Source organism: Arthrobacter sp. CAN_A2 (genome assembly GCF_015752045.1).
Classification (GTDB): Bacteria; Actinomycetota; Actinomycetes; order Actinomycetales; family Micrococcaceae; genus Arthrobacter_D.
In genome coordinates this window covers 193,878-219,757 of the sequence record NZ_JADOUS010000004.1, presented here as the reverse complement: position 1 = coordinate 219,757, position 25,880 = coordinate 193,878, and the positions used below count along the sequence as shown (strand labels likewise).

Below are 25,880 nucleotides of genomic sequence, written 5' to 3'. Positions count from 1 at the left end.
CCGTCAGCGCGTCAGCCGCGCCCGGGCCTTCGCCCCCTCAGGTGTTGCGCGATCTCGGTGCGCCCATGCCGGCGTCGATCCTGTGCGGGCCGGCGGCGGAGGGGCGGATATCGAAGTCGAAGATCGCCGTGGGGAGGTAGACGGTCGAGCAGGAGTTGGGGATGTCCACGACGCCCGACAGCCGGCCCTCGATCGGCGCCGATCCCAGCAGCAGGTAGGCCTGCTCCGGGCTGTAGCCGAACTTCGTCAGGTAGTCGATGGCGTGCAGGCATGCCCGCTGGTAGGACAGGTGCGAATCCAGGTAGTGCTGCTTGCCGTCGAGGGTCACGGAGGTACCCGAGAAGGCGATCCATTCGCTGTATCGGGGTTCGACGATGCCGGGCATGAAGATGGCATTCTCGCTCACGCCGTAGGTGTCCATGCCGCCCTTGATGACATCGACGCGGAGGTCGATGAAGCCTCCCATCTCGATCGCACCACAGAAGGTGATCTCGCCGTCGCCCTGCGAGAAGTGGAGATCGCCGAGCGACAGGTTCGCACCGTCCACGAACACGGGGTAGAAGATCCGGGAGCCCTTCGACAGGTTCTTGATGTCCTGGTTGCCGCCGTTCTCCCGGGGAGGTGCGGTGCGGGCGGCTTCCCCCGCCACGCGGTCGAACTCGGACGCCGGCAGGCTCCCGAGCAGGGCGTGCTCCGCCTCGGGCGGCAGCGCGAGCGGGGGGACGCGGTGCGGGTCGGTGGCAATCAGGTCGCCCTCCCGCTTGTTCCACTTCGCCAGCAGGCCCGCCGAGGGCGCCGTGCCCATCAGGCCCGGATGGATGAGCCCGACGTAGGACACCTCCGGCACATGCCGCGAGGTCGCCACCTGCCCGCTGAAGTCCCAGATGGCCTTGTAGGCGTCGGGGAACTGCTCGGTCAGGAACCCGCCGCCGTTGTTCCGCGAGAAGATCCCGGTGTACCCCCACCCTTGCCCGGCGAGCGGGCCCGAGTCCTCCTGGGGGATGGGACCGACGTCCAGGATGTCGACGACGAGGAGGTCCCCCGGTTTCACGCCTTCCACGGCGAAGGGGCCGCTGAGTTTGTGGACGGTGAGGAGCGGGGCGTTCAGGATGTCATCGGCGGAATCGTCGTTGACGATGGCGCCGTCGAACCATTCCCGACAATGGACCCTGAAGGAATCGCCGGGCTTCACCGTGGCCACCGGGGGGATCTCCGGGTGCCACCGGTTGTGTCCGACTTTCTCCTGGTCCTCGAATTTCCTGCTCGAATCAAGGGGGAATATGACGTCAGGCATTTCATCTCCTTCGATGATTGTCGTCGGGTTATGACTAAGGTCGTGGCAGTTTCCTGTGAAGCGGATTCGTCGAATAGACAGGAGCGGCGCCTTTGCCCGTCGACGGGAGTGCCCCGGACACCACGTCGGGTTCCGACGCACTGCGCGTGGTCGAATCGATGAGCTGGAATGCCGCTGTCCCTGTCCTGGAGACATGGGGCGCACTGATCTTGCGCCGGGCAGGCTGCCCGCAGGTCGGGCAGGTGTCCTCCGCCGGAGCCGCTCCCATGCCCCGGATGATCTCGTACACCTTGCATCGGGGGCAGTGGTATTCGTAGATCGGCATGAGGCAGACCTTTCTTCCCGGCAAGGATCATGGACCGGCCCGGCACGTATGCAGGGATAAAAGCTCTTCCGACCCGCACATCGCGTCGGGCCGGAAAAGCGTGACATTCGCGGTGCGGGGTGGTGACGGCGATACTAGTCCCGCCCAAATTACGTGTCAACGCCGTGCAATTCGCCGAACACGGGCACCCCGGAGACGGCCTCAGTAGATGAAGATGTCGAACCACGCACGATTGTGCGCATGGAGGAGGACGAGGAACAGCACGAAGTCGAACAGGAGGTGCACGCAGATGATGTAGGACAGCGAGCGCGTCCGGGTGAAGATGAAGGCCTGCAGGAGCGCGAACGGGAAGATGAACAGCGGTGCCCACGCCGTGAAGCCCAGTTCCCAGAGGAACGATGTGAACAGCACCGCCTGCAGCACGTTGGCCTGCACCATGGGCAGGTGGCGGCGCAGGAGGGCGAAGACCGTACAGATGAAGAACAGCTCGTCCCAGATCCCGAGGCCGTTGGTGCCGATGAACAGGCGCGCGATCTCCGCCGGTTCCGAGGCCGCCGGCCAGTTCGTGTAGACCCCGGTGCTGATCAGGTAGAACGGCAGCAGGGCGTAGCCCATCACGACGACGACGGGCAGGTACCCTTTCTCCGCGCGGGTCCAGGGCACACCGGTCCGCAGCGGGAAGGTGACCGCGTGGTCACGGTACGCGAAGCGCGAGACGGTGTAGGGCACGCCGACGGCGAGGATCATGGCCGAACCCATGACCGCCATGTGCTCGACGCTGATATCCGTGGTGATGGGCACGAGGGTCATCACGGTGACGCCGAAGGCGATCAGCACGAGGTCCCTGAACAGGGCGCGGTCGACGACGGCGGCCACGGCGAGCGCCACGGCCAGCAGTCCGTAGCCGGACAGGGGCTGGTGGAGTACGAGCAGGACGAAGCCGGCGAGGGACACCAGTGCGGCCGGGACCAGTGCCCGGGAGGGCGTGTGCCAGGCGCCCTGCTTCCAGGACCGCGTCGCCGTGAGCATGGCTCCCGGGAGAGGCGCGTCCGGTGCCGGCGCTGCTGCGTGGTCCACGGTGGTGCTCCTTCGACGGTGTGCCGGGTCGATGCCCATTCTTTCCCTCGTCCGCCGGTCGGTCCACACCCTGGGCGCACGCCGAGTCTCATCCCCGACGGGTGAGACTGCATCACCTCCCCGCGTCGACAATGAGTGCAGCACTTGCGTGCCGTCAGATGGGCTGCGACACGGTCGTCAGGATCGGGGGTACTCCGTGCTCGCACATCGCCAGGATCCCGAAGGAGCGGCCCTGCCGGAGTCGGCGGTCCATGTCGTTCGGATCGCCGTGGCGGCCGTCCTCAGTCCCACGAACCCCCGGCCGTCCCCCGCGAGCGCCCGCTCCGCGCGCGTGTCCGCATCCACCGCTCCTGCTCCCCCGAGGTCCCGCACCCGGCGTTCGACGACCTCGCCCGTCCCACCGCATCCCTCCAGTAGAAGGAGAAGCCCATGATGCCGGACCCGCCTGCTCCCGATCCGCGATCAGCCCTCCCGCGCAGCACCACCGTCCTGCTCGCCCTCGGCGGAGCGACCGTGGCAGCGTTCGGGATCGCTGCCGTCCGGGGTGTCGTCGTCCCGGTGTTCCTGGCGGTCATCCTCACCCTGTGCGTGCACCCGCTCCGGAGTCGGTTGCACAGGCGCGGGGTCTCGCGGGGACTCGCCACGGCTGCGTCGACCGCTGCCGTCCTCGCCCTCGTCCTGGTCTTCGCCGTGGTCCTGGTCCTGGCCCTCGTCCAGTTCTCCGTCCTCCTCCCCCAGTACGCGCCGCAACTGGAGCAGGTGGGGGCATCTGTCTCCGGGCTGCTGGCGTCGGCCGGACTCGGCACGGGGCAGCCGGGCGCAGTCGAGGACACTTTCACACCGGAGAACATCCTCGCGTTCATCGGCGGCCTGCTGGGCGGCGTCACGAGCATCGTGGGCGGTCTTGTGGTGCTCCTGACCCTGCTCATCCTCATGGCTGTCGACGGATCCCGGGTGCCGGCGCTCCTCACCTACCTGACCCCCCACCGCCCGGCGCTGGTCCCCGCCCTCGTCGGGTTCGCAGCCGGGGCTCGCCGGTACATGGTCGCGACGACGGTGCTCGGCCTCGCCCAGGGTGCGTTCAACTGGCTGGTGCTCGTCCTCCTCCAGGTCCCGGGCGCCCTCCTCTGGGGCCTGCTGTCCTTCATCTGCAGCTTCATCCCCAACGTCGGCTACTTCATCGCCATCATCCCTCCCCTGTTCTTCGGGTTCCTCACCGGGGGCTGGCCGACCGTCGTCGCCGTCATCGTCGTCTACGGGGTGATCAACGGCGCCGTCCAGTCCATCGTCCAGCCGAAGTACATCGGTAACGCGGTGTCTCTCAGCGAGAGCCTGACCTTCGTCTCCGTGCTCTTCTGGGCCGTGGTCCTGGGGCCCGTCGGTGCCGTCCTGGCCGTGCCGCTGACCCTCCTGGTCCGGGCGATCCTCATCGACGCGGAACCGTCGACGGCGTGGCGCAGGGCCCTCACCGGGGACACATCGGACCTCCGGGGAATCCTCGAGGACGAGGCCGGCGAGACCCGTGCCCGGCGGGCCCAGCGGAGAGCGAAGCCCACCACCCCCCGCGAGGAGCAGGCATGACGTCCCCCGTCGTCGGCTCCGGCGCCAGGTGAGTCCTTGATGCTGAGCCTCCTGAGCCTGCTGGTCAGCCTGATACCCGTCGCCTTCGCGGGGACGATGAGCACGGTGCCCGCCACCGTGACCATCATCATCCTGCTGTCCCCCAACGCCCACCGCGGCGCCTTCCTGTTCTTCTTCGGGAGCTTCGCCGGGGCCCTCCTGCTGGTCGGCGGTGCGGCGGCCGGACTGCGCTTCCTTCCGATCCGGGAAGGTCCGGACCCGAACGCGCGCGCGGCGGCGGTCGGCCTGGTCGTGGCGGCGCTCGTGATCGGCTACGGCATCTACCTCCTGTCACGCGCCCCCAGGACCGACCGCGCGGCACTGAGCGGGTTGCGAGCCCGGGTCGACTCAGCCCATCCCTGGCAGTTCCTCATCCTGGGACTGGCCCTGAATCTGCGGCCGAAGGCAGTACTGCTCTCCTTGACCGCGGGCACGCTGATCGGGCTCCAGGACCTTCGCCTCCTTGCAGGCACGCTGGTCGTCCTCGCGTACGTCCTGCTCGCCCAGGCGGAGATCCTCGTACCGATCGTCCTGCGGATGCGCCGGCCCGAGCGTGCGGAAGCGATGCTGACCGGCCTGGACGCGTGGATGCAACGCCACAGCCAGACGATCACGGGTGTCACCCTCCTGATCGCCGGGCTGTTCATCGCGGGCCTGGGCATCGCACGGCTCTGACCACCCTGCACCCTCCCGCGCCCCTCCCGGTGCCAGACTGGGGTCATGCGTGAGCTCGTCATCCTCGGCACCTCCTCCCAGGCACCCACCCGGACCCGCAACCACAACGGGTACTTCCTGCAGTGGGAGCAGGAGGGGATCCTCCTCGATCCCGGCGAGGGCACGCAGCGGCAACTGATCCACGCCGGTCTCTCGGCGTCGAAGATCGACCGCATCTGCATCACCCACGTGCACGGGGACCACTGCTTCGGGCTGCCCGGCGTCCTCTCGCGCATGGTGCTCGACGGTGTCACGCACCCCGTGCACGTCCACTATCCGGCGTCCGGCGAGGACGTGGTGCGCGCGCTCGTGTTCCTTGCCACGCCGGGGCTCGACCTGCACCTGCACCCCCACGGCGCCGCCGGACCGATCGCCCCCGGACTGGAGGTGGAGAGGCTGCACCACCGCGTCGAGGCGTTGGGCTACCGCGTCATCGAGCCGGACGGGCGGACGTTCCTGCCGGACCGGCTCGCGGCAGCGGGCATCGCCGGGCCCGACGTCGGACGCCTGCAGCGCGAGGGGAGCCTCGGCTCCGTGAGGCTCGACGACGTCAGCGTGCACCGGGCCGGGCGCCGCTTCGCCTTCGTCATGGACACCGCACCCTGCGACGGCGCGTCCGCGCTCGCCGACGGCGCCGACCTCCTGGTCACCGAGAGCACCTTCAGCGACGACGACGCCACTCTCGCCGCGCAGTACCTGCACCTCACGGCCGGGCAGGCGGGCTCCCTCGCCGGTCACGGCGGAGCCGCCGCACTGGTCCTGACGCACTTCTCGTCCCGGTACGACGACGTCGGCCTGCTGGCCGAGCAGGCACGGGCCACGGCCGGCGAGGCGACCGTGATCGCGGCGTCGGACCTCGACCGCATCCCGTTCCCGGCGCGCCGCTGATACCGGCCCCGGTCGGCTCCCCTTGGTCCCCGGAAGCTCAGCGCCGCCGGTCGGCTGACCGTGGTCGCGCTCAGGTCCCCGAGGAGCCGTCCGCTAGCTCGAGGCGCCTGCCCCGCCAGGTGCGCCGGAGCCACCGGTCGTGCGAGGCGACGACGACCGTCCCGGGGTACCCGGGGATCAGGGCCTCGAGCTTGGTGGCGAGGAGCAGGGAGAAGTGGTTGGTCGGCTCGTCGAGGAGCAGCACGTCGGGAGGGACGGCCAGGAGGATCGCGAGAGCCAGCCTGCGCTGCTGGCCGACGCTCAGCACGTGGACGGGCCGGTTCTCGTCCCGCGGAGGGATGAGCCCGAACGTGCGGAGCGGGATCTGCGCGCAGGCCGGTCCGACGGCGTCGTCGTAGGCCTGCCGTGCCGTCCGTCCGGGACCGCGGCCGCGCGGATCGGGGAGCTCGGCGTCCTGGGTGAGCAGCCCGATGCGCAGTGACGGCTCCACGCTGACCGTGCCGGCGGTTGCGTGGAGGTCACCGGCCAGGAGGCGGAGGAGGGTCGACTTGCCGGATCCGTTGGGGCCCGTGACGAGCCACTTCTCCCCCGCGCAGAGCACCAGCGAGGTGGCGGCGAGCCGACCGTGCACCGAGGCCTCCGCGGCGGTGAGGACGGGACCCGTCCCGGCCGGTCCGGCGGGTGCACCGGCCGCGCCGAGGCCCTGGAACCGCAGCTCCTCGGGCGGTCTGCGGATCTGGCGGCTCTCGAGCGTCATGAGCCGGGAGGTGGCGTCGTCGACCCTGCGGGAGACCGCCTTCGCGTTGCGGTCGGAGTAGAACTTGAGGCTGGCGCGCCCTTCGGACCGCGGCGTCCAGTCCTCATGGCCCACGAGATGGCTGGCCGACACGGTGGCGCGGAGCCGTTTCAGCTCCCCCTGCTCGTCCCTGTAGCGGCGTTCCCACCGCTCCCGGGCGTCGAGCCGGGCATGCACGTAGTCGGTGTAGGTGCCGGTGAACCGGACGACACCGATGCCCGTGCCGTCGCCATCGGCTACGAGGGGTCCGGCGACCGACTGCGGCAGCGGTGCGGGGTCGAGGTCGATCAGGGTCGTCACGACGTCGTCCAGGAACGCCCGGTCGTGGCTCGCGATGAGCACGGGGCCCCGCCACTCCTCGAGCAGGGTCTTCAGGTACTCGGCGGCGTCGTCGTCGAGGTGGTTGGTCGGCTCGTCCAGGAGCAGCACGTCGGGTGCGCTGAGGAGGAGCCACGCCAGGGCGAGTCGGGAGCGCTGCCCGCCCGAGAGTTCGCCTGTCGTCCGGTCCGGCGCCAGGGCGGACAGGCCCAGCCCGGCGACGACGGCGGCGATGCGCGCATCGACGTCCCACGCACCCACGCGCTCCGCGGTCTCGAGGGCGGCCGAGTACGCCGCGCCGGCGGACGGGTCGTCGGGGGCGTGGGCCAGGGCGAGGCCTGCACTGGAGACCGCGTCGGCCGCGGCACGCACCGGGGCGACGGCGGATTCGAGCGCCTCTGCGACCGTGGCGGAGGGGGCGAACGGCGGTTCCTGGTGCAGCAGGCCGATACGCGGCCTCCCTCCCCCGGGAAGCGCCGCGGTCACGGTGCCGCCGTCGGGCGTGGTGATGTCGGCGATGATGCGCAGCAGGGTCGTCTTGCCGGAGCCGTTCTCGCCGATGAGTCCGGCGCGGTCGCCGGAGACGGTGAAGGACACGTCGGTCAGGACCCGACGCGCGCCGAAACTTTTGGAGAGGCCGTCCACGCGCAGATGGGCGGCAGCGTGCGGGGACGGGGAGGAGGAAGTGGTCACGGTGATCCTGGGGGCTGGCTGGTGTCCTGCCGGGCAGTGGCCGCGGGCGCAGGAGGGAGCGAGGATCTAGGAGAGCACGGCACCACTATAGACGCGGGTACGGGTCGCCCTCTACAGACTGCGGCGAACGGCTGACAGAAACGGCCCCCCGAATGCGGTTGCGTTCGGGGGGCCGGGTAATGCAGATCTAGGACGTGTGGTCCGCGCGGCGTTTGTCCGATCGGTAGCCGGAAACGGCGGCACGGATATCGCCCTCCTCGTGCTCGCCCTTCTTGCCGAACGGCAGCGCCTTCAGCAGCGGATGCACGACGGCCAGGACGATGAGCCCCCACGCGAGTCCGAGGATGGCCGAGCACAGCGTGTTCACGAGCCAGGCCAGGAAGCCGCCAAGGACCGGGATGCCGACGAACGGGGACTCGAGGACGTGGACGAGGTCGTACGGGAAGTGCCAGCCGAGGTCGTAGGCCCCCTGCAGCATGATGTGGCCGCCCACCCACAGCATGGCGATGGTTCCGATGAAGGTGATGCCGGCCAGGACCGCGGGCATCGACTTGACGAGCATCTCGCCGAAGCGCTGGGCGCCCGCGGAGTCCTTGGTGGTCAGGTGCAGGCCGATGTCGTCCATCTTCACGATGAGTGCGACGGCGCCGTACACGAGGACCGTGATCGCGAGGGCGACGACGACCAGGATGAGTGCCCGGGCCACCAGGGACTCGTCGGACACCTCGTTCATCGAGATGACCATGATCTCGCAGGACAGGATGAAGTCGGTGGTGATGGCGCCCTTCGTGACCTTCGCCTCCGCCTCGGGGCCGCGTTCGGTGGCCGGTGCCTTCTCGGCTGCGTGGCCGCGGAGCTTGTGCCAGACCTTCTCGGCGCCCTCGTAGCACAGGTAGGTACCGCCCAGCATGAGGATGAACGGGATGACCGCCGGGATGAAGGCGCTGATGAGCAGCAGCGCCGGCAGGATGATGAGCAGCTTGTTCCGGAGCGAACCCCAGAAGATCCGCTTGATCATCGGCAGCTCACGCGACGGATCCGCACCGGACACGTACTGCGGGGTGACCGCGGCGTCATCGATGACCACACCGGCAGCCTTGGCGCCCGCCTTCGCGGCTCCGGCAGCGACGTCGTCCACGGACGCGGCCGCGATGCGTGCGATCGCTGCGACGTCGTCGAGCAGGGCGACGAGACCGCCGCTCACAGGTCGACCCCGGACCGCTCGACGGCGGACGGCTGGACATGGAGGCCCCGGGCGGGGTGTCTGATCGGCATCCTCAGAGTATATGGGGCCGGGCTGCCCTCGACAGGCAGCGGGATTCAGTCGACGGAGGCGGCGCGTTGCCTGTAGGGCTCTCGCGCGACGACGCCGGCGATCTCCTCGGAGGTGAGCCTGCGCTCCCCCACGTAGTACAGGACGGCATCCGCGGGTAGTTGCGCGTCCCAGCCCGGGTTGATGACGGCTCCCTCGTGCTGCACCGCGAGCACCGTGGTGGTGAAGTGTCGTCCCAGGGCCTCCTGGACCTGCCCGAAGTCCATCTGCCGGAGCGCGTCGGGGAAGCGCGTGCTGTAGGTGTTCCGGCCTCCGTGGCTCATGAGGTCGGCATAGACGACGGCGATGCCCGGATCCTGCAGCTCTTCCGTGGCGAGGCGGGGCGAGTGCCACTGGACGCAGCGGACGTCGGCGGCGATGTAGGAGAAGTTGCGGGCCCGGCTCATGTCGCGCAGCGTGACGACCGTGTGGGCCTCCGGATTCACATGCGTGACGGCCACTGCGATGGCGAGTGCTTCGTTGTCGTCGCGCGCGTCGATGAGCAGGCGCGCGGCTCGGTGCACACCGGCGCGCCGCAGCACGCTCTCCTGGGCGAGGTCTCCGCGGACGAACCCGAGTTCGGGTTGCTGGGGCATCGGGTTCTCGGCGATGTCCTCCCAGGCGCAGAGGGCAATCGACTGGGCGTCGTCGGCGCTGATCTCACGGATCAGCCGTTCCGTGCGACCGGGCGTATAGCCCACGATCACGAGGTGATCCGACATGTCCAGATCCAGCTGGCCCTTCATGCGATGTCCCTTTACATTCTCGATCGCCGAAGCGATCCGGGTGAACAGGGTGGTCAGGGTGACGATGCCGCCGACGATGACGTAGGCCCCGACCACGCGACCACCGACCGAGGTCGGGAAGAAATCGCCGTATCCCACGGTGGCCGCGGTGACCAGGAACCACCACCAGTAATTCGCCACGGAGGTGATGGGGTTGCTGGAGGGCTCTGCCCACACCATGAGCGGCCAGCTGGTCAGGAACACCACGAGGATGATCACCGCCGGCAGGACCCAGACACGCGAACGCCCGAGGCCCCGGATCAGACGGATCAGTACGAATGGCACTCAGTGTTCCCTTCAGCCTCACGAGGTGATACCGGTCGGACGGTGCGGGCGTCCGACCACCGGAATGCCGTCAGCCACCCACTCCTGATGGAGTGGGTGGCTGCCCACGATCCTGGTTCCACCCGTTGCGGGGTGGGTGCTACTCGGTGGTCAGAGCACTCCGCCGGCGGGGCGGTTCTTGTTCAGCAGCGGGTCGGCCAGGGGATCCGCGGTAGTGCTGGTCTGCGGGCCGGTGGACGCCGGATCGACGTCCTCGACGGGCAGGAGGACGTCCTCGGTGCTGCGCGAGAGGACGGTGTCGTCGGTCGTGTACACCTCGGGCGCAACGTCGGCCACGGGTGTGAGCGTGACGCCTTCCTCCACGACGGTCGTGTCGTCGTCGTCCTTCTTCTTGCTGGCGGCGACCCCGACGGCCGCGGCGGCAGCAGCCAGGCCGATACCGGCAGCGACCTTGCCCGAGATTCCCGCCTTGCCGCTGTCACCGCGGGAAGCTGCAGCAGCATCGACGCCATGCTCACCGGTACCGACGCCGGTTCCCACCGATCCGCGCCATGCTCCCGTTGCGTACCCCTCATCTTCGATGAAAGCCTTGAACCGGTCGAGGTCTCCCTCGGCCTGGTTCTCGACGACGTTGAGCTTGTCGCCGATCTTCTCGACGAGGCCCTCGGCCTCGTACTCGAGGACGAGGTGAACCTGGGTCTGTCCGCCTCCGACGTCGTCGAAGGAGACCGTACCGGCATTCGTTGCACCTTCGGTCGCGGCCCAGGACACCTTCGTGTCGGGCACCTGCTCCAGGATGGTCGCGTCCCACTGCCGGCGGATGCCGCCGATTTCGACGACCCAGTTCAGGCGCTGGTTGTCGAGCTGCGTGACGGACTTGACGCCACCCATGAAGTGGGGGAATTCTTCGAACTGCGTCCACTGGTTATAGACGATGCTGACCGGGACGTTGACGAGAATGCTCTTTTCGACCTTCGTGCTCATGGCGTCTCCTTCGGGTTGGGACAAGGTACAGCTGGCGATACGATTACGGCTGAGCCAATTCATCAGCCTACTTAGTATAGCGCGGATCACGTTCCCCGCGGGAGAATCTTCGGACCCCGGCAGTGATCTCCCTGCGGTACTACAGTTGAGAAGCACTTCCAGGACCCGCGCCGACCGGCACACTGGTCCACCGCCGCGGATCCTGCGCTCCACGCCACGTCGTCCCACACCGCCCCAGGAGAACCCCATGGCTGCCAGCCGCAATCCACTCGACGAGTTGCGCGAGACGCTCGGTAATCTCGCCGATCAGATCAAGCTGCCGGGTTCGGACCGTGGGGATGACCGGGCCGGCGACCTCTTCAGCGCACGGCCCGGGCCGGCGCGGCCTCTCGCCGAGGTGCAGGCCGAGCTCGACGCGCTGGTCGGGCTGGAAAGCGTCAAGGAACAGGTGCGGGCTCTCGTCGCCCTGCTCCAGGTCCAGGCCCGCCGCAAGGCGCACGGCCTGCCGGAGGTGGCGACGTCCCAGCATCTGGTGTTCCTCGGGAACCCCGGCACCGGCAAGACCACCGTCGCGCGTCTCCTCGCCGAGATGTACCGCGCGGTCGGGCTGCTCCAGAAGGGCCATCTCGTCGAGGTGGACCGGTCGGCACTGGTCGGCCAGTACGTCGGCGCGACCGCGATGAAGACGGACCGGGTGATCCGCCGGGCGCTGGACGGCGTCCTGTTCATCGACGAGGCCTACGCCTTGTTCCCGGAGGACGGTCGAATGGACTTCGGCCCCGAGGCGATCGAGGTGCTGCTCAAGCGGATGGAGGATCACCGCCACCGCATGGTGGTGATCGTGGCCGGCTATCCGCGGCTGATGGAGGCGTTCCTGCTCTCCAACCCGGGCCTGCGCTCCCGGTTTGCACGCGAGATCACCTTCCCCGACTACTCCGTCGACGCGCTCGAGACGATCTTCAAGCAGATGCTGACGCAGCACGAGTACACCCTGGAGCCCGGGGCTGATCAGATGCTGCGGCGCATCCTCGCCAACATCCACGCCGGCGAGGATTCCGGCAACGCGCGCTTCGCCCGCACCCTGTTCGAGCAGGCCCTCAACCGCCAGGCGCTCAGGCTGTCGCTCGACGCCGGCCGGAGCCTCGACACCCTCGATCGCGACGCCGTCATGACCCTCACGACCGACGACCTCGTCGAGGCCGCGCAGGCTCTCGGTGAGGAACCCGAGCCGGAGCCGAAGCCCCGCCCGGAGTCCGAACCCTCCCGCTGGAAGAACTGGCGGACCTGGCCGTAGCGGCGTGACCGCCTGATGGTGGCGGGTGCGGTTCTCGCCGCGCCCGGGGATCGCCGGCGTAGCTTCTTCGGGCCGTGGTTGCTCGGTCCTAGGACTCGGCAAGACCCCTGCGGGCAGCCTGGGTCGACGTGTTGCGGCGCCTGCCCCGAGGTGGAGCAAAGCTCGTTCAGCGTGGCGCCAGTACACGACGGAATACGTCCCAAAAACCCCTTCCCCCGGGTGCTCGTAGCGACCTCATTATGTCGGTGGCGGCGGGGAGAATTCAGTATGGACAGCAGCCCGAACGCTCCGCTCGACACCACTGATCTCGGTGGTATTCCGCGGCTCGGTGCTGCACCATCCGCTACGGTTCCGTCGGACTCCGTGCAGGATGTGATCGATCTGGTGGCTTCCATTCCTGTCGGCCCCGGGAGTGCTGAATTCCTCCGGCACCTGCGCGAACAGATCCGTCGGTTCGACGCCAATGTATCCGGTGCTGCGCACCAGGGCGCAGGTTTGTCTGCTGATCTTCCGCCGGTCCCGGTCCCGCCTGATGCTGTCCCGTGTGACCGCGTCTCACCTAATGCTGTCCCGGCGGGTTTCGTGCGGGTGGGTTGTGTGCGGGATCTGATCGTCGCGATGACCTCCCTCCCCATGCCTGCGGATGGTGCGGGGCTGATCGATGAGGTGGGCGACCTGGAAGACCTGAAGTCGCTGGTCGCCGGTCGGCAGGCCCGGGATACGGTCGCCTTCGACCTCGACCAGCGGCACGCCCAGGCCGCCCCCGGTGTCCCGGCCCCTGAGCAGGGCAAGGGTGTGGCCGCGCAGATCGCCCTCGCCCGGAGGGAGTCCCCGGCCCGGGGCGGTCGGCTGCTCGGGTTCGCGCGGGCGCTGGTGACGGAGATGCCCCACACCAGGGCGGCCCTCGAGGCGGGGTTGTTGAACGAGTGGCGGGCGATGCTGCTGGTGCGGGAGACGGCGTGCCTGTCGGCGGCGGATCGGTGCGCGGTCGACGAGGAGTTGGCGCCGGACACGGGTGCTTTCGAGGGTGCCGGGGACCGGCAGATCGTCGCGGCCGCCCAGGCGGCGGCGTACCGCAAGGACCCCCGCTCGGTCACCCAGCGGGCCAGTCACGCAGCTTCAGACCGGCATGTGAGTCTGCGACCGGCCCCGGACACCATGACCTACCTGACCGCCCTGCTGCCGGTGGCCGAGGGGGTGGCGGTGCATGCGGAGCTGTCCCGGCACGCCGACACCTGCCGGGCGAAAGGGGATGAGCGCAGTCGAGGCCAGCTGATGGCGGATGCCCTCGTGGAACGGACCACGGGTACTCCGGGTGGGTTCTCCCGGGTCGAGGTGCAACTGATCATGACGGACCGGACCCTGTTCCAGGGTGACAGCGAACCGGCCCGGCTGCCGGGCTACGGCATCGTCCCCGCCGGCTGGGCCCGGAACCTCCTCACCACCCAGCAGGCCTCCGAGCAGCCCACCGGGCAGTCGATCGGACAGGCGTTCCACCGCGCACCGATGCAGTCCGCCAGGCGAGTAGCCGGATCCGCATCAGGGAACGCGTCCGATTCACTCACAGGGCACGCCGCCGGGAGGGCCTTCGAGGTCTGGCTCCGACGCCTCTACACCGCTCCTGAGAGTGGTGAGCTGGTGGCCGCCGACTCCCGGGCCCGGCTGTTCACTCCCGGGCAGCGCCGCTTCATCGAGGCCCGCGACCACCTGTGTCGGACCCCGTACTGTGACGCGCCGATCCGCCACTACGACCACATCATCCCCTGGCACAACGACGGGCCCACCAGCCTCACCAACGGTGCAGGGCTGTGTGAAGCCTGCAACCACACCAAGGAGCTCCCCGACTGGACAGCAACAGCCCCTCCCAACCCCGGTCCAGGGGCCCGGCATACCCTCGCGGCCCACACACCCACCGGCCACACCTACCACTCCACCGCGCCGACCCTCCCCGGAAGCAGCCACAGCGGTTCCAGCACACCGGAGGACCCTCTCGTCCACCAGCGTCGGGCCGCCCGTCGAAGAATCAAAGCGCTACGACAGGCACGGCGGGCAGAACCACTCCCCGCCTGACCCTCCGTGCTGCGGTACCAACACAGATTTAGGGCCGTTTAGGTGCACATGTCGAGCCGTGTGCCCGAAGCTGGAGCTCACAAGCCCTCAAGAAGAAGAACAGCCCCGCACGCGGTGGCGTGCGGGGCTGCTTCAAGCGGTGAAGGATCGACTAGAAGTCCCAGTCCTCGTCCTCGGTGTTGACGGCCTTACCGATCACGTACGAGGAGCCCGAACCGGAGAAGAAGTCGTGGTTCTCGTCGGCGTTCGGGGACAGCGCCGAGAGGATCGCCGGGTTCACATCGGTCACGGAGGACGGGAACATCGCCTCATAGCCCAGGTTCATCAGCGCCTTGTTGGCGTTGTAGTGCAGGAACTTCTTGACGTCCTCGGCCAGGCCCACGGAGTCGTAGAGATCGTGCGTGTATTGGACCTCGTTCTCGTACAGCTCGAAAAGCAGCTCGAACGTGTAGTCCTTGAGCTCCTGGCGGCGCTCCGGCGTCGCGCTCTCCAGCCCACGCTGGAACTTGTAGCCGATGTAGTACCCGTGCACGGCCTCGTCGCGGATGATGAGGCGGATGAGGTCCGCCGTGTTCGTGAGCTTGGCGCGCGAGGACCAGTACATCGGCAGGTAGAAGCCGGAGTAGAACAGGAAGGACTCGAGCAGCGTCGAGGCCACCTTGCGCTTCAGGGGATCGTCGCCACGATAGTAGTCCGTGACGATGTTCGCCTTCCGCTGCAGGTTCACATTCTCCTTGGACCAGCGGAACGCCTCGTCGATCTCCTTGGTGGAGGCCAGCGTGGAGAAGATGGACGAGTAGCTCTTGGCATGCACCGACTCCATGAACGCGATGTTCGTGAGGACGGCCTCCTCGTGCGGCGTGATCGCGTCGGGGATGAGGCTGACGGCGCCGACGGTCGCCTGCACGGTGTCGAGGAGCGTGAGTCCGGCGAAGACGCGCATGGTGAGCTGCTGCTCTTCCGGCGTCAGAGTGGCCCACGACTGCACGTCGTTGGACAGCGGCACCTTCTCGGGCAGCCAGAAGTTGTTCACCAGGCGGTTCCAGACATCCACGTCCTTGTCGTCCTGGATTCGGTTCCAGTTGATGGCCTGGACCTGGTCTACGAGCTTCAGCTTCTCGCTCATGGTGTGTTCCTTGTCTGCGTGGGTACTGCCTGGTGTGCCGGAAGCCAGGCCGGGCATGCAGCCCGGCCTGGCCAATTTAGTTGCCTAGAGCATGCAACTGACGCAGCCCTCTACCTCTGTCCCTTCCAGCGCGAGCTGGCGGAGACGGATGTAGTAGACGGTCTTGATGCCCTTGCGCCAGGCGTAGATCTGCGACTTGTTGATCTCACGCGTGGTGGCGGTGTCCTTGAAGAACAGCGTCAGGGACAGGCCCTGGTCCACGTGCTGCGTGGCAGCGGCGTAGGTGTCGATGATCTTCTCGTAGCCGATCTCGTACGCGTCCTGGTAGTACTCCAGGTTGTCGTTGGTGAGGTACGGCGCCGGGTAGTACACGCGGCCCAGCTTGCCTTCCTTACGGATCTCGATCTTCGACGCCACCGGGTGGATGGAGGACGTCGAGTTGTTGATGTACGAGATCGAGCCTGTCGGCGGGACAGCCTGCAGGTTCTGGTTGTAGATGCCGTGCTCCATGACCGAGGCCTTCAGTGCCCGCCAGTCCTCCTGCGTGGGGATGCTCACGTCCGCGAACAGCTCACGCACGCGGGGCGTCGCCGGCTCCCACACCTGGTCGGTGTACTTGTCGAAGAACTCGCCGCTGGCGTACTTGGACTTCTCGAAGCCGGCGAACGTGCGCCCGGTCTCGATGGCCATCAGGTTCGACGCCCGGATGCAGTGGTACACCACGGAGTAGAAGTAGATGTTCGTGAAGTCCAGGCCCTCGTCCGAGCCGTAGTGGACGCGTTCACGGGCCAGGTAGCCGTGCAGGTTCATCTGGCCGAGGCCGATGGCGTGCGAGGCGTCGTTGCCCTTGGCGATCGAGGGCACCGAGCCGATGTTGCTCATGTCCGAGACGGCCGAGAGGGTGCGGATCGCGGTCTCGATGGTCCGGCCGAAGTCGGGCGAGTCCATGGTCTTCGCGATATTCAGCGACCCCAGGTTGCAGGAGATGTCCTTGCCCACCTGGTCGTAGGTCAGGTCCTCGTTGTACGTGGTGGGCTCGGAGACCTGGAGGATCTCGGAGCACAGGTTGGACATGATGATCTTGCCGTCGATCGGGTTGGCCCGGTTCACGGTGTCCTCGAACATGATGTACGGGTAGCCGGACTCGAACTGGATTTCCGCGAGGGTCTGGAAGAACTCGCGCGCCTTGATCTTGGTCTTCTTGATCCGGGCGTCGTCCACCATCTCGTAGTACTTCTCGGTGACCGAGATGTCGGAGAACGGCATGCCGTAGACCTTCTCGACGTCGTACGGCGAGAACAGGTACATGTCCTCGTCGCGCTTGGCGAGCTCGAAGGTGATGTCGGGGACGACGACGCCGAGGGACAGCGTCTTGATGCGGATCTTCTCGTCGGCATTCTCGCGCTTGGTGTCGAGGAACCGGTTGATGTCCGGGTGGTGGGCGTGCAGGTACACCGCGCCCGCACCCTGGCGGGCGCCGAGCTGGTTGGCGTAGGAGAAGCTGTCCTCGAGGAGCTTCATCACGGGGATGACGCCGGAGGACTGGTTCTCGATCTGCTTGATCGGTGCGCCGACCTCGCGGATGTTGGTGAGGGCGAACGCGACGCCGCCGCCGCGCTTGGAGAGCTGCAGGGCCGAGTTGATGGACCGGCCGATCGACTCCATGTTGTCCTCGATGCGCAGGAGGAAGCAGGAGACGAGCTCGCCGCGCTGGCGCTTGCCGGCGTTGAGGAACGTGGGGGTGGCGGGCTGGAAGCGGCCGTCGATGATCTCGTCGACCATCTGCTGGGCCAGCGCCTCGTTGCCGCGGGCCAGGTGCAGGGCGACCATGCACACGCGGTCCTCGTAGCGCTCGAGGTACCGCTTGCCGTCGAACGTCTTGAGCGTGTACGAGGTGTAGTACTTGAAGGCGCCGAGGAAGGTCTCGAAGCGGAACTTCTTCGCGTACGCGCGCTTGAAGAGGTCGCGGATGAAGTTCATCGTGTACTGGTGGAGCGTCTCGCGCTCGTAGTACTCGTTCTTCACCAGGTAGTCGAGCTTCTCCTCGAGGTCGTGGAAGAACACCGTGTTGTTGTTCACGTGCTGCAGGAAGTACTGGTGTGCAGCCTCGCGATCGGCGTCGAACTGGATCTCCCCGTTCGCCCCGTACAGGTTCAGCATGGCGTTCAACTCGTGATAGCCCATGTCCTTGAAACGGTCCACCGCAGCTGCGGGAGCACCCGTCTCTGTCTCTGCAACACTCATGTCCAAAACTCTTCCAATCCTTTGGTTACCCGGTCCACGTCCTCGGACGTGCCCATGACTTCAAATCTGTAGAGAACGGGGACGTTGCACTTGGCGGCGACGATGTCGGCGGCAAGGCAGTAGGTCTCACCGAAATTGGTGTTACCGGCCCCGATCACCCCCCTGAGGAGGCTGCGGTTCTGCTGGTTGTTCAGGAACTTCACGACCTGGCGGGGTACGGCTCCGTTGCCGGTGGTCCCCCCGTAGGTGGGAAGAACCAGGACGTACGGCCGGGCTGCCCGCAGGGTGGGCTCCTTGGTGAGCAGCGGCATGCGGGCGGCCCGGACCCCCAGCTTCTTCACGAAGCGGTGGGTGTTGTCGGAGACCGACGAGAAGTAGATCAGCGGGGCATCGGTGAGGGGTCCCTCGGCGTCCCCGGCCGCAGCCGGTTCAGCGGAGGTTCCTCGGTTGTCCACGGTGGTGGTCATATCCGGATGCCTCGCCGGCGATCCCCGGAGGGATCGGTCAGGCTACCGAGCTGACAGCGGCGTCGGCCAGCGAGTTGATCTTGTCGGGGCGGAAGCCGGACCAGTGGTCGTTGTCCGTGATGACCACGGGGGCCTGCATGTACCCCATGGAACGCACGCGCTCGAGAGCGGCCGGGTCCTGCGAGATGTCGACGCTCTGGTAGGCGATGCCCTTCTTGTCCAGAGCGCGGTAGGTGGCGTTGCACTGTACGCAAGCCGGCTTCGTGTACACCGTGACGGTCATGTCCTGGTCCCCTTTTCTTCTACTACTCTTACGAGATTTTTCGACGAACAGCTGCCGTGTCATGAGCGGCGCGCGACCCCGGAAGGGGAAGAAATCCGGGGATTCCCGCGTCTGGCAAACCCATGCCGTCCAGCGGCTGTTTCTGTCCTTCGATACTACATCTAGTGCAGCCTCGTGATGCCAACCCCTAGATGATGTATTACAAGTATGTCATTCGGAGGGGTCGTAGTCCACACGATGTCCACAGATCGGGCCGATCGGAAAGCCCGGAAACGGGCCGATCCGGGGGTCTCGAGGGAGCGTCGTCCACAGGTCTGTGGAGGACTTCCGCACAGGCAGAAAATCTTCCGTGTCGCGTTTCTGCGGCGTGTCGCGCGGGCACGAATATGGCGGATGTCACGGTCGGACATCCGCCATACGTGCGCACCGAACGGGCCCGGGAGGAGTCTGTCGGAACGGAGGGAGAAGCGCCTACCGGACCGGGCGCTGCGTCAGGATCTGGTCCACGCCCATGCGGCCGTCGCGGAAGGTCATCGACGCGCCCACCAGGTACAGGCGCCACACGCGGGCGACCTCCTCGCCCATCATGGCCACGGCGTCGTCCCAGTTGGCCTCGAAGCGCTCGTGCCACGCGTCGATGGTCCGCACGTAGTGCTCGCGGAGGGCCTGCACGCCCCGGATCTCGAACCCCGCCCCCTCGATCAGGTTCACGGTGTCCCCCAGCGGCCGCATGTGCATGTCCGGGGCGATGAAGGACTCGATGAAGGGCCCGCCCCCGGGGTGCTTGCCGTGGCGTGACATCTGCTGGATGAGCACCTTGCCGCCGGGCCGCACATTGCGGAACAGCGTGGAGGTGTAGGTGCCGTAGTTCTCCTGGCCCACATGCTCGCCCATCTCCAGCGACGCGACGGCGTCGTACGGGCCGTCCCGCACGTCGCGGTAGTCCTGGAGCCGGATCTCCACGCGGTCGCCGAGGCCGCGCTCGGCGATCCGCTGGTCAATGAACGCCTTCTGCTCGCGGGAGATCGTGACGCCGGTGACCTTCGCTCCGAAATGCTCCGCCGCGTACAGGCTCAGCGATCCCCAGCCGCAGCCGACGTCGAGGAACCGCTGGCCGGGCTGCGCGTCGAGGCCCACCGTGCGGCACACGAGGTCCAGCTTGTCCCGCTGTGCGTCCTCGAGCGAGTAGTCGGGGTCCTCCGAAAGCCAGTAGCCGCAGGAGTACGCCATGTGGTCGTCGAGGATCAGGGCGTAGAAGTCATTCGAGAGGTCGTAGTGGTGGCTGATCGCCGCGCGGTCCCGGAGCAGGCTGTGCAGCCGGCCCCTGATCTTCGCCTGCGACGCCGGGGCGGGCAGCGGAGCGCCGAGGGCCCCGACCTCGCGCGCCACCTTCGTCAGCTGGACGATCAGCTGCGGGGTGAGCCGCGGCATGGACAGGCCGCGCTGCCCTATGACGGTCCAGAGGTGCGTGAGCGCCTGCTCCAGCGGGCCGGGGACGTCCAGCTCGCCGGTGACGTACGCCTGCGCGACCCCGAGCTCCCCCGGGCTCCAGAGGATCCGGCGCAGCGCGTTGGGGCTCGTGAGCCGCACCTCCGGCAGGGCCCGGTCCCCGGCCGAACTCCCGTCCCACGCCACGAGGTGCACGGGGAGCCCTCCCCCGACGATCGGGGCGAGGATCGACGCGAGCTTCGGGGCGACCCCCTCGGACGCATCGAAAGAGGAGGTAGCGGCAGCGGCGCCGTCGTCGAGGTCGGTCACGGGGAACTCCTTGATCGGGGTTGGTCCGGCCGCGGCGTGTGCGCGGCCGGTGCACGGCTCAGGGCCGTCGGTCGAAGATCAGCTGCTGCACGTCGAGGTAGCCGGCCTGGAAGCCCGCCCGCGAGTAGCAGAGGTAGAACTGCCACATGCGTTCGAACGTCTCGTCGAAGCCCAGGGCCGCGACCTCGTCGTGGCGGGCGAGGAAGCGTTCCTCCCAGAGGCGCAGGGTCTGCGCGTAGTGGTCCCCCATGGAGAGCCGCTCGCGGACGCGGAGGCTCGTGTGGCGGTGGGTGACGTCCTCGATGGCGCGGACGGACGGGATGAACCCGCCCGGGAAGATGTACTTGTGGATCCAGGTGTAGGACCGCCGCGTGGCCATCATGCGCTCGTGCGGCAGGGTGATGGCCTGGATGGCCACGCGCCCGCCTGGTGCGAGCACGCGGTCGATGGTCTGGAAGTACACCGCCCAGTACTCGTGCCCCACGGCCTCGATCATCTCCACGGACACGACGGCGTCGTACTGCCCCTCGACGAGGCGGTAGTCCTTCAGCTCCACCCGCACGCGATCGGAGAGACCGGCCTCGGCGATGCGCTGCTCGGCCAGCTCCTTCTGCTCGCTGGAGAGCGTGACCGAGACGACCGTCGCGCCGCGGCCGGCGGCCCGCAGCGAGAGTTCTCCCCAGCCGGTGCCGATCTCGAGCACCCGGGTCCCCTGGCCCACGTTGGCCTGATCCAGCAGCCGGTCGATCTTCCGATGCTGGGCGGACACCAGATCGTCCCAGTCGACGTTCAGCAGGTCCTTGCCGTGCGCGTCGAACAGTGCGCTCGAGTAGGACATGCTCGGGTCGAGGAACAGGGCGAAAAGATCGTTCGAGAGATCGTAATGCCGCGAAATATTCGTGCGCGTGTTGGCCGTGCTGTTGCGCTCCCGGCGGGGCGGCTTCGGCAGGTACAGGCCGCGCAGTTTCTGCAGCGGCACGGGCACCAGGTGCGCGGCCCGCGCGGCGAAGACCTCCATCACCTCGGTGAGGTCCGACGCCGTCCAGTCCTCCGCCATGTAGGACTCGCCGAGCCCGATCAGCCCGTTGTCGCCCAGCCGGGCGTAGAAGTCCGCGGGCCGGTGGATGCGCATCTCCGGCCGGGGGCCGCCCCCGGGCGCGCCCAGCACCGTACCGTCCTCGCAGATGACGCGCAGTTCGAGGGTGTTCACCGCAGCCACGAAGATCTTCTCCGCGGCGGCGGCCGCGATCCTGTTCCTCGGTCCGCTGGGGACACCGGCGATGCCCGGCCACACGGCCGGGTCGATCCCCGCTTTCGAGGGAACAAACGTGGTGCTCATCCAACTGCCTCCTGGGGTTCGTGGGGCGGCCTGGGACTGATGGGCAGCCGCCGAAGCCAGAGTCTAATGCCCTGCCATTTGATCTGGATCACCACGCGAAGCGGTGCGACCGGCACCGCGAGCGCCATCCTGACGAGGTTCCGGGGGGTTGCGGGGAGCCGGTGTCCGCTCATCGTCGCGGTGAAGGGCGCCTGGTCCGTCCGGTGCAGCACGATCGCGACGCCGAGCTTCTCCCCCGGCTCGGGGACGCGCATCTCGTACTCGCCGTCGACGGCGTTGAACGGCGACACGTAGAACTGCTTGGCGGTCCGCGCCGTGCCGCGGTCGTCGACGTCCAGCAGGTAGCAGTGCCGCTCGCCGTAGGTGTTGTGCACCTCGGCGACGACGGCGGTCAGCGCTCCGGTGCGGTCGTGGCACCAGAAGAGCGAGAGGGGGTTGAAGACGTGGCCGAGCACGCGCCCGCCGGCGAGCATGGTGACGCGCCCGCCGTCGTCGTCCCGCCCCTGCGAGCGCAGGTACTCCCCCACGTTCGCGCGGATGCTGCGCGCCGGGTCGCCGAGGTGGTCCTCGGGAAGGAACCGTGCGAGGGGCGCGAGCCAGCGGGGCAGGACCGGCAGGTCGTCGAGGTCCACGAGCCAGCTGTAGCTGCGGTACGTGAAGGCGTTGTGCAGGGGCTCGCGCCGCACGTGCCGGATCGTCGTCGGGTAGAGGACGGCGCTCATACCTGCACGTCGGCGAGTTCCGCGGCGGGGTTCCCGTCCCACGAGCCGCCGATCCGCTCGGCGGCGCGGAGGCCCGAGAGCGCGCCGTCCTCGTGGAATCCCCACCCGTGGTAGGCGCCGGCGAGGGCGATGCGCTCGTCGCCCAGTTCGGCGAGTTTGGCCTGCGCGGCGAGGGACGACGGCGTGTACTGGGGGTGCTCGTACACCATGGTCTTCAGCACGGTCGTGGGATCCACGAGATCGCCCTCGCCCAGGCTCACGATGAAGCGGTGGTTCGTCCGGCCCTCGAGGCGCTGCAGGCGCGTCATGTCGTAGGACACGAGGACGCGGTCCGGCGTGGCGTCGCAGGCGGGCAGTCGGTAGTTCCAGGACGCGCGGGCATCGGGTTCGCGCGGGAGCACGGACTCGTCCGTGTGGAACTGCGTGGTGTTCACGGAATACGGCATGTCGCCGAGGATGCCGGCGGCGGGCCCGACGGCGTCGCCGAGCATCGCGAGCGCCTGGTCGGGGTGGGTGGCGATCACGACGGCGTCGAACAGTTCGGTGCCGTCCGTACTCGTCACGAGCACCCCGTCGCCGCTCCGCCGGACCGCCGTGACCGGCGTGCCGAGGCGGACGTCGTCGAGGCGATCCACGATGCGTCGCACGTATTCGCCGGACCCGCCCGTCACGGTCCGCCACTGGGGCGAGTTCTTGATGGTGAGCATCCCGTGGTGGTCCATGAAGGCGAAGAGGTAGCGGGCGGGGTACGCCAGGGCGGTGGCGGGGTCGCAGGACCAGACGGCGGAGACGACGGGCGTCGTGAAGTGGGAGGTGAAGTAGTCGCTGAAGTCGCCCCGTCGGAGGAAGTCGCCGAGGGTGAGCTCCTCGGACGCATCCGCGTCGGCGCTGCGCAGGAGGGCCCGCGCAGACCTCTGGAACCGGAGGATCTCCAGCAGCATCCTCAGGTACCGGCCGCGGAGCAGCACTCCGGGCCGGGCGAACACGCCGCGGCGTCCCTTGGCCCCGGCGTACTCGAGGCCGCAGCCGTCACAGCGGACGGACATGCTCATGTCGGAGTCCTGCGTCGGGACGCCGAGCTCCTCGAACAGGCGGATCAGCGTGGGATAGGTACGGTCGTTGTGGACGATGAACCCGGTGTCCACCCCCGTGGTCGTGCCGTCCGCGAGATCCACCCGGTGCGTATGTGCGTGCCCCCCGGGCCGGTGGTCCGCCTCGAAGAGGGTGATGGCGCTGCCGCCGCGCAGGACCCACGCGGCGGTCAGCCCCGACACTCCGCTGCCGATCACGGCCACCCGGCGTCGGCCGGCGTCCGGGGTCCCGCGGGTAAGCTCGACGGGACCCGTATCGGCGTCGGACATGTGTTCTCCTGCTGGTGGTGGGGGGCTCGGCGCCAAGCCACGCCACCGGCACCGGGAGCCGGTGGATCGGACGGTGGAGACCTGTCGCAACGTTGAATCGGGAGAAGTTCGGAGTGACACACGTGCGGGATTGGTACAAGGACGTCCGGCCGGCCGATCCGGCATGGACCACGGGGATGGAGGGTGCTAAGTGGTGAACCCGATCCACCTGCGGACACTGCTCGAGGTGATCCGCCACGGGTCCTTCAGTGGCGCGGCGACCAGCCTCGGGTACACGGCGTCGGCGGTGTCGCAGCAGATGTCGGCGCTGGAGCGCGACACCGGTGCCGTCCTGTTCACGCGCTCGGCACGCAGCGCCGTCCCCACGGACGCCGCCGTCGCCATGTCCCGGCACGCCGCGAAGGTCCTCACGGACATCGACGCGCTGCTGGCCTCGACCGCCCGCGCCGGGTCGGGCCCCGCGCACGAGCTCCGGCTCGGGATCTTCCCCAGCCTGGCCACCTTCGCCCTGCCGAGGCTGCTCCGCATGCCCGACTGGCAGCGGCTCAGTGTGTCGCTGCGCGTGTTCGTCGGTGAGCCCGCCCACACCATCCAGGGGCTGCGCACCGGAGGCGACCTCGACCTCGCGCTCGTCTACCAGGTGGGCCAGGCCGGGCTCGCCTGGCCGTCGACCCTCAGCCGCCAGTGGATCGGCGACGACGACTTCCGCGTCATCCTGCCCGCGAGCTGGGGCATCCGCAGCGGAGCCCGGGTCAGCGCCGACCAGCTGGCCGACATGCCGTGGATCATGCACCACCCCGGGACGGCGGACGCGACCGTGATCGAACGGCTCTTCGCCAGCTGCAACCTCCACCCCCGCATCAGCGCGTACTGCGACGACTTCAACGCGAGCCTCGAGCTCACCGCTGCGGGCCTGGGGGCCGCGCTCGTGCCCGAGCTGGCCATGGTCAACCGGCCCGACGGCATCGTTGCACTCGACGTGCCCGAGATCAGGCTCGCCCGCAGCATCTTCGCGCTGCGCACCGGTGACGCCGACGACGCCCGGGTGCGGCTCTTCCTGGACCACCTGGCCGAGATCCTCCGCAGCCAGAGCATCGGGCCCCGGCACACGACGTCGGCCTAGAGGGACGCGGCGAGGCCTGCCTCGGGCGGCCGCTCCAGCTGGAGCGCGTCGAGGACGTCCAATGCGGCCGCATGCTCGTTGAAGGTGTAGAGGTGCAGGCCGGGGGCGCCGTCGTCCAGGGCCGCCCGGGCGAGCTCGACGGTGGCCGCGACGCCCACGCGACGGCGCTCGCCGTCGGTACGGGCTCCCTCCAGCCGGGCCCACAGGGCGTCGTCGACGTCGACGCCCGCGAGGCTGCTCAGCCTCTCCAGCCGCCGGGTGCTCGTCAGCGGCATGACGCCGGGGATGATCGGGATGGTGACCCCTGCACGGCGCGCGCGGGTGATGAGCCGGGAGTAGTCGGCGGGCTGGAAGAACACCTGGGTGATCGCGAAGTCTGCACCGGCGGCCTCCTTCGCCAGGAGCACCTCGATGTCCTGCTCCACGTTCGGCGAATCGGGGTGGCGGGTCGCGTACGCCGCGACGCCCACCGAGATGCGGCCGGCCGCGAGCTGCGCGGTCCGCCCGGCCTCGACGTCACGGATGAGCCGGATGAGGCCGTCAGCGTGCTCGACCCCGTCCGGGTCGGGTCCGTCCCCCTCCGGCGCATCCCCGCGCAGGGCGAGGATGCCGCGCACTCCTCCGCCGATCATCCGGTCGATGATCGCGGTGAGGTCGTCCCTGCTGGTGCCGACGCACGTGAGGTGGGCCAGCGGCTTCAGCGTGGTCTCCGCGAGCAGGCGCCGCAGGAGGGTGAACGCGGCATCCCGGTTGTGTCCGGCCGCGCCGTAGGTCACCGAGACGAAATCGGGCCGCGTCTCCTCGAGCCGGCGGATGGTCGTCCACAGGGAGTCCTCCGCTGCGGCGTTCCGCGGCGGGTACAGCTCGTAGGAGAGGGCCGGATAGGCGGGTGGCGACATGGGATCCTCATCGGGCGGGCCGCACTGCCGCGCGGAGGCGGACGGGCAGGAAGATGTGCGGTGGGAGGACGGCGACGGATCACCGTGGATCTACGCCGCGTCC

Annotated in this window: 22 protein-coding genes; 6 read left to right on the top strand and 16 right to left on the bottom strand. The window is 68.4% G+C overall.

Annotated features, from left to right (window positions below):
* Nucleotides 1-37: 37 nt before the first annotated feature.
* The 3 genes from fmdA to IWX63_RS06935 all read right to left on the bottom strand — a co-directional run bounded on the left by fmdA (nucleotide 38) and on the right by IWX63_RS06935 (nucleotide 2,648).
* Nucleotides 38-1,294, bottom strand: a complete 1,257-nt coding sequence (gene fmdA / locus IWX63_RS06945) for a formamidase (RefSeq protein ID WP_199277430.1) — start codon at nucleotides 1,292-1,294, stop codon at nucleotides 38-40.
* Nucleotides 1,295-1,328: 34 nt separating this feature from the next.
* A complete protein-coding gene (locus IWX63_RS06940) occupies nucleotides 1,329-1,619 on the bottom strand; it encodes an FmdB family zinc ribbon protein (protein ID WP_199277429.1) in 291 nt (96 codons plus the stop codon).
* Between the two features lie 201 nt (nucleotides 1,620-1,820).
* Entirely contained in the window at nucleotides 1,821-2,648 is an 828-nt protein-coding gene (locus IWX63_RS06935; RefSeq protein ID WP_199277521.1) for a CPBP family intramembrane glutamic endopeptidase, read from the bottom strand.
* A gap of 477 nt (nucleotides 2,649-3,125) precedes the next feature.
* On the opposite strand from IWX63_RS06935, the gene IWX63_RS06930 reads away from it, so the two are divergent.
* Genes IWX63_RS06930 through IWX63_RS06920 form a run of 3 tightly spaced genes read left to right on the top strand, consistent with a single transcriptional unit; the run spans nucleotide 3,126 to nucleotide 5,918 of the window.
* A complete protein-coding gene (locus IWX63_RS06930; protein WP_199277428.1) occupies nucleotides 3,126-4,277 on the top strand; it encodes an AI-2E family transporter in 1,152 nt (383 codons plus the stop codon).
* A gap of 39 nt (nucleotides 4,278-4,316) precedes the next feature.
* Nucleotides 4,317-4,991: a GAP family protein gene (locus IWX63_RS06925; RefSeq protein ID WP_199277427.1), complete on the top strand. Its 675-nt coding sequence runs from the start codon at nucleotides 4,317-4,319 to the stop codon at nucleotides 4,989-4,991.
* A 45-nt stretch (nucleotides 4,992-5,036) separates the two neighbouring features.
* Nucleotides 5,037-5,918, top strand: a complete 882-nt coding sequence (locus IWX63_RS06920) for a ribonuclease Z (protein WP_199277426.1) — start codon at nucleotides 5,037-5,039, stop codon at nucleotides 5,916-5,918.
* A gap of 70 nt (nucleotides 5,919-5,988) precedes the next feature.
* Here IWX63_RS06920 and IWX63_RS06915 read toward each other — a convergent pair whose 3' ends face one another.
* The 4 genes from IWX63_RS06915 to IWX63_RS06900 form a co-directional block, all read right to left on the bottom strand.
* Nucleotides 5,989-7,638, bottom strand: a complete 1,650-nt coding sequence (locus IWX63_RS06915; RefSeq protein ID WP_442859108.1) for an ABC-F family ATP-binding cassette domain-containing protein — start codon at nucleotides 7,636-7,638, stop codon at nucleotides 5,989-5,991.
* A gap of 274 nt (nucleotides 7,639-7,912) precedes the next feature.
* Nucleotides 7,913-8,929, bottom strand: coding sequence for a DUF808 domain-containing protein (locus IWX63_RS06910; RefSeq protein ID WP_199277424.1), 1,017 nt, complete (start codon nucleotides 8,927-8,929; stop codon nucleotides 7,913-7,915).
* Nucleotides 8,930-9,045: 116 nt separating this feature from the next.
* Nucleotides 9,046-10,107 (bottom strand): ion channel, encoded by a 1,062-nt coding sequence (locus IWX63_RS06905; RefSeq protein ID WP_199277423.1) that lies wholly within the window; start codon nucleotides 10,105-10,107, stop codon nucleotides 9,046-9,048.
* A 150-nt stretch (nucleotides 10,108-10,257) separates the two neighbouring features.
* A complete protein-coding gene (locus IWX63_RS06900; RefSeq protein ID WP_199277422.1) occupies nucleotides 10,258-11,091 on the bottom strand; it encodes an SRPBCC family protein in 834 nt (277 codons plus the stop codon).
* 247 nt (nucleotides 11,092-11,338) lie between these two features.
* Between IWX63_RS06900 and IWX63_RS06895 the strand changes: the two genes are divergently transcribed.
* Nucleotides 11,339-12,385, top strand: coding sequence for an AAA family ATPase (locus IWX63_RS06895; protein ID WP_199277421.1), 1,047 nt, complete (start codon nucleotides 11,339-11,341; stop codon nucleotides 12,383-12,385).
* Between the two features lie 618 nt (nucleotides 12,386-13,003).
* Complete coding sequence (locus IWX63_RS06890; protein ID WP_199277420.1) at nucleotides 13,004-14,455, top strand: HNH endonuclease; 1,452 nt, start codon at nucleotides 13,004-13,006, stop codon at nucleotides 14,453-14,455.
* Between the two features lie 151 nt (nucleotides 14,456-14,606).
* Here IWX63_RS06890 and nrdF read toward each other — a convergent pair whose 3' ends face one another.
* The 8 genes from nrdF to IWX63_RS06850 all read right to left on the bottom strand — a co-directional run bounded on the left by nrdF (nucleotide 14,607) and on the right by IWX63_RS06850 (nucleotide 23,755).
* Nucleotides 14,607-15,581 carry a class 1b ribonucleoside-diphosphate reductase subunit beta gene (nrdF, locus tag IWX63_RS06885; protein ID WP_199277419.1) on the bottom strand — a complete coding sequence of 325 codons (975 nt, stop codon included), beginning with the start codon at nucleotides 15,579-15,581 and terminating at the stop codon, nucleotides 14,607-14,609.
* A gap of 84 nt (nucleotides 15,582-15,665) precedes the next feature.
* Nucleotides 15,666-17,825 (bottom strand): class 1b ribonucleoside-diphosphate reductase subunit alpha, encoded by a 2,160-nt coding sequence (nrdE, locus tag IWX63_RS06880; protein ID WP_199277418.1) that lies wholly within the window; start codon nucleotides 17,823-17,825, stop codon nucleotides 15,666-15,668.
* Nucleotides 17,822-18,292: a class Ib ribonucleoside-diphosphate reductase assembly flavoprotein NrdI gene (nrdI, locus tag IWX63_RS06875; RefSeq protein ID WP_199277417.1), complete on the bottom strand. Its 471-nt coding sequence runs from the start codon at nucleotides 18,290-18,292 to the stop codon at nucleotides 17,822-17,824. The genes nrdE and nrdI overlap by 4 nt, the downstream gene beginning before the upstream one ends.
* A gap of 37 nt (nucleotides 18,293-18,329) precedes the next feature.
* Nucleotides 18,330-18,575 (bottom strand): glutaredoxin-like protein NrdH, encoded by a 246-nt coding sequence (gene nrdH, locus IWX63_RS06870; RefSeq protein WP_199277416.1) that lies wholly within the window; start codon nucleotides 18,573-18,575, stop codon nucleotides 18,330-18,332.
* Between the two features lie 471 nt (nucleotides 18,576-19,046).
* On the bottom strand, nucleotides 19,047-20,333 hold the full coding sequence (locus IWX63_RS06865) for a class I SAM-dependent methyltransferase (protein WP_199277415.1): 1,287 nt from the start codon (nucleotides 20,331-20,333) through the stop codon (nucleotides 19,047-19,049).
* Nucleotides 20,334-20,391: 58 nt separating this feature from the next.
* The gene (locus tag IWX63_RS06860; RefSeq protein WP_199277414.1) at nucleotides 20,392-21,672 is read right to left on the bottom strand and encodes a class I SAM-dependent methyltransferase; all 1,281 of its coding nucleotides are present in this window, start codon (nucleotides 21,670-21,672) and stop codon (nucleotides 20,392-20,394) included.
* The gene (locus IWX63_RS06855) at nucleotides 21,669-22,394 is read right to left on the bottom strand and encodes a DUF1365 domain-containing protein (RefSeq protein WP_199277413.1); all 726 of its coding nucleotides are present in this window, start codon (nucleotides 22,392-22,394) and stop codon (nucleotides 21,669-21,671) included. Before IWX63_RS06855 ends, IWX63_RS06860 begins: the two co-directional genes overlap by 4 nt.
* A complete protein-coding gene (locus IWX63_RS06850; protein WP_199277412.1) occupies nucleotides 22,391-23,755 on the bottom strand; it encodes an NAD(P)/FAD-dependent oxidoreductase in 1,365 nt (454 codons plus the stop codon). The genes IWX63_RS06855 and IWX63_RS06850 overlap by 4 nt, the downstream gene beginning before the upstream one ends.
* A gap of 190 nt (nucleotides 23,756-23,945) precedes the next feature.
* Here IWX63_RS06850 and IWX63_RS06845 point away from each other — a divergent pair, with 190 nt between their 5' ends.
* A complete protein-coding gene (locus IWX63_RS06845) occupies nucleotides 23,946-24,878 on the top strand; it encodes a LysR family transcriptional regulator (RefSeq protein WP_199277411.1) in 933 nt (310 codons plus the stop codon).
* Here IWX63_RS06845 and IWX63_RS06840 read toward each other — a convergent pair.
* Nucleotides 24,875-25,777 carry a methylenetetrahydrofolate reductase gene (locus tag IWX63_RS06840; RefSeq protein ID WP_199277410.1) on the bottom strand — a complete coding sequence of 301 codons (903 nt, stop codon included), beginning with the start codon at nucleotides 25,775-25,777 and terminating at the stop codon, nucleotides 24,875-24,877. The genes IWX63_RS06845 and IWX63_RS06840 overlap by 4 nt on opposite strands.
* Nucleotides 25,778-25,880: the final 103 nt, after the last annotated feature.

Coding starts and splice junctions, on each gene's coding strand:
- fmdA (WP_199277430.1), bottom strand. CDS start 1,294: ATGCCTGACGTCATATTCCCCCTTGATTCGAGCAGGAAATTCGAGGAC.
- IWX63_RS06940 (WP_199277429.1), bottom strand. CDS start 1,619: ATGCCGATCTACGAATACCACTGCCCCCGATGCAAGGTGTACGAGATC.
- IWX63_RS06935 (WP_199277521.1), bottom strand. CDS start 2,648: ATGCTCACGGCGACGCGGTCCTGGAAGCAGGGCGCCTGGCACACGCCC.
- IWX63_RS06930 (WP_199277428.1), top strand. CDS start 3,126: ATGATGCCGGACCCGCCTGCTCCCGATCCGCGATCAGCCCTCCCGCGC.
- IWX63_RS06925 (WP_199277427.1), top strand. CDS start 4,317: ATGCTGAGCCTCCTGAGCCTGCTGGTCAGCCTGATACCCGTCGCCTTC.
- IWX63_RS06920 (WP_199277426.1), top strand. CDS start 5,037: ATGCGTGAGCTCGTCATCCTCGGCACCTCCTCCCAGGCACCCACCCGG.
- IWX63_RS06900 (WP_199277422.1), bottom strand. CDS start 11,091: ATGAGCACGAAGGTCGAAAAGAGCATTCTCGTCAACGTCCCGGTCAGC.
- IWX63_RS06895 (WP_199277421.1), top strand. CDS start 11,339: ATGGCTGCCAGCCGCAATCCACTCGACGAGTTGCGCGAGACGCTCGGT.
- IWX63_RS06890 (WP_199277420.1), top strand. CDS start 13,004: ATGACCTCCCTCCCCATGCCTGCGGATGGTGCGGGGCTGATCGATGAG.
- nrdF (WP_199277419.1), bottom strand. CDS start 15,581: ATGAGCGAGAAGCTGAAGCTCGTAGACCAGGTCCAGGCCATCAACTGG.
- nrdE (WP_199277418.1), bottom strand. CDS start 17,825: ATGAGTGTTGCAGAGACAGAGACGGGTGCTCCCGCAGCTGCGGTGGAC.
- nrdI (WP_199277417.1), bottom strand. CDS start 18,292: ATGACCACCACCGTGGACAACCGAGGAACCTCCGCTGAACCGGCTGCG.
- nrdH (WP_199277416.1), bottom strand. CDS start 18,575: ATGACCGTCACGGTGTACACGAAGCCGGCTTGCGTACAGTGCAACGCC.
- IWX63_RS06860 (WP_199277414.1), bottom strand. CDS start 21,672: ATGAGCACCACGTTTGTTCCCTCGAAAGCGGGGATCGACCCGGCCGTG.
- IWX63_RS06855 (WP_199277413.1), bottom strand. CDS start 22,394: ATGAGCGCCGTCCTCTACCCGACGACGATCCGGCACGTGCGGCGCGAG.
- IWX63_RS06850 (WP_199277412.1), bottom strand. CDS start 23,755: ATGTCCGACGCCGATACGGGTCCCGTCGAGCTTACCCGCGGGACCCCG.
- IWX63_RS06840 (WP_199277410.1), bottom strand. CDS start 25,777: ATGTCGCCACCCGCCTATCCGGCCCTCTCCTACGAGCTGTACCCGCCG.